Source organism: Janthinobacterium sp. GW460-12-1-14-LB5 (assembly GCF_059423585.1).
Window position 1 is genome coordinate 1 of record NZ_JBWKYD010000068.1, and the last position, 938, is coordinate 938.

Below are 938 nucleotides of genomic sequence, written 5' to 3' on the forward strand. Positions count from 1 at the left end.
GGGCCGCATCTCGTATGCCGTGTTCCTCGTCCACTTTCCCGTCAGCCTGCTGGTGAATGCTTTATTTATTGCCTATGTGCCGCTCGAGCCCGAGTGGCAAGCGCTGGGCATGCTGACGGCCTGGGGCGCCAGCCTGGCGGCCGGCGCCGCGTTTTACCGCTGGGTGGAGGTGCCGCTGGGGCGGGTGATGGGGAGTGTGGTGGCGCATCTGGCCGGGAGGCAGGCGCTGGCGTCGCGTTAACGACCGGTTTTCGATATGCGGGGAGGGGACTCAGGGATAGAGTTGCCGTGTATGCATGACGGCAAGAATTTCTATTGCGCTTGCTTCAACGCGATATACGACGACATAGTTTGGGTGGGCAACCAGTTCGCGCGTGCCTGCAACTCTTCCAGGCCGGCATAACTGAGGGTGATGGGGAAGTTGGGAGATCGCGTTGTCGATGTCGTTGTAAAGCTGAGTGCTGCTGGCCGGTTGCGCTGCGCGATGTAAGTGAGGATCGCGGTCAAATCTTCCTGCGCTTCAGCCTTCCATAGAATCGGCAGCATGGTCATCAGGCTGGGCTGCGACGATTTTTTTCAGTTGCGCCATGACAGTGTCATGTGGGCGGGCAGGGCGGTCATCATTTAGCGACGCCAATACCTTGGCGCGAAACCAGTGCTCATAGGTTTCGGCGGCTTCCGCTGTCTCAAATGCGGACGTGGTCGAGGATAGGGGGCCGTTCATGATTTTCTGATTATACGACAGTTCAACAGGGGTGCATCGCAGGTGGCAGGGTGTTTGATTTGCGTCAGCGATCGCATCCCGCGCAGGCGATGCTGCCCAAAACAAAAAAGCCAACCGCGAACGGTTGGCTTCTTCATAGTATTTGGTAGGCCGTGCGGGATTCGAACCTGCGACCAACGGATTAAAAGTCCGCTGCTCTACCAGCTGAGCTAAC

2 protein-coding genes and 1 pseudogene are annotated in these 938 nt (G+C 58.2%); 1 reads left to right on the plus strand and 2 read right to left on the minus strand.

Features of this window, described 5'->3' with window-relative positions; all coding sequences use genetic code 11:
* A pseudogene (locus AC07X6_RS28535) lies at positions 1-241 on the plus strand (acyltransferase family protein); the annotation flags it as partial.
* A 30-nt stretch (positions 242-271) separates the two neighbouring features.
* Here AC07X6_RS28535 and AC07X6_RS28540 read toward each other — a convergent pair.
* Both AC07X6_RS28540 and relB read right to left on the minus strand, forming a co-directional pair.
* The gene (locus AC07X6_RS28540) at positions 272-442 is read right to left on the minus strand and encodes a type II toxin-antitoxin system RelE/ParE family toxin (RefSeq protein ID WP_494793221.1); all 171 of its coding nucleotides are present in this window, start codon (positions 440-442) and stop codon (positions 272-274) included.
* 78 nt (positions 443-520) lie between these two features.
* Positions 521-724: a type II toxin-antitoxin system RelB family antitoxin gene (relB, locus tag AC07X6_RS28545; RefSeq protein ID WP_494793222.1), complete on the minus strand. Its 204-nt coding sequence runs from the start codon at positions 722-724 to the stop codon at positions 521-523.
* Between the last annotated feature and the right edge of the window lie 214 nt (positions 725-938).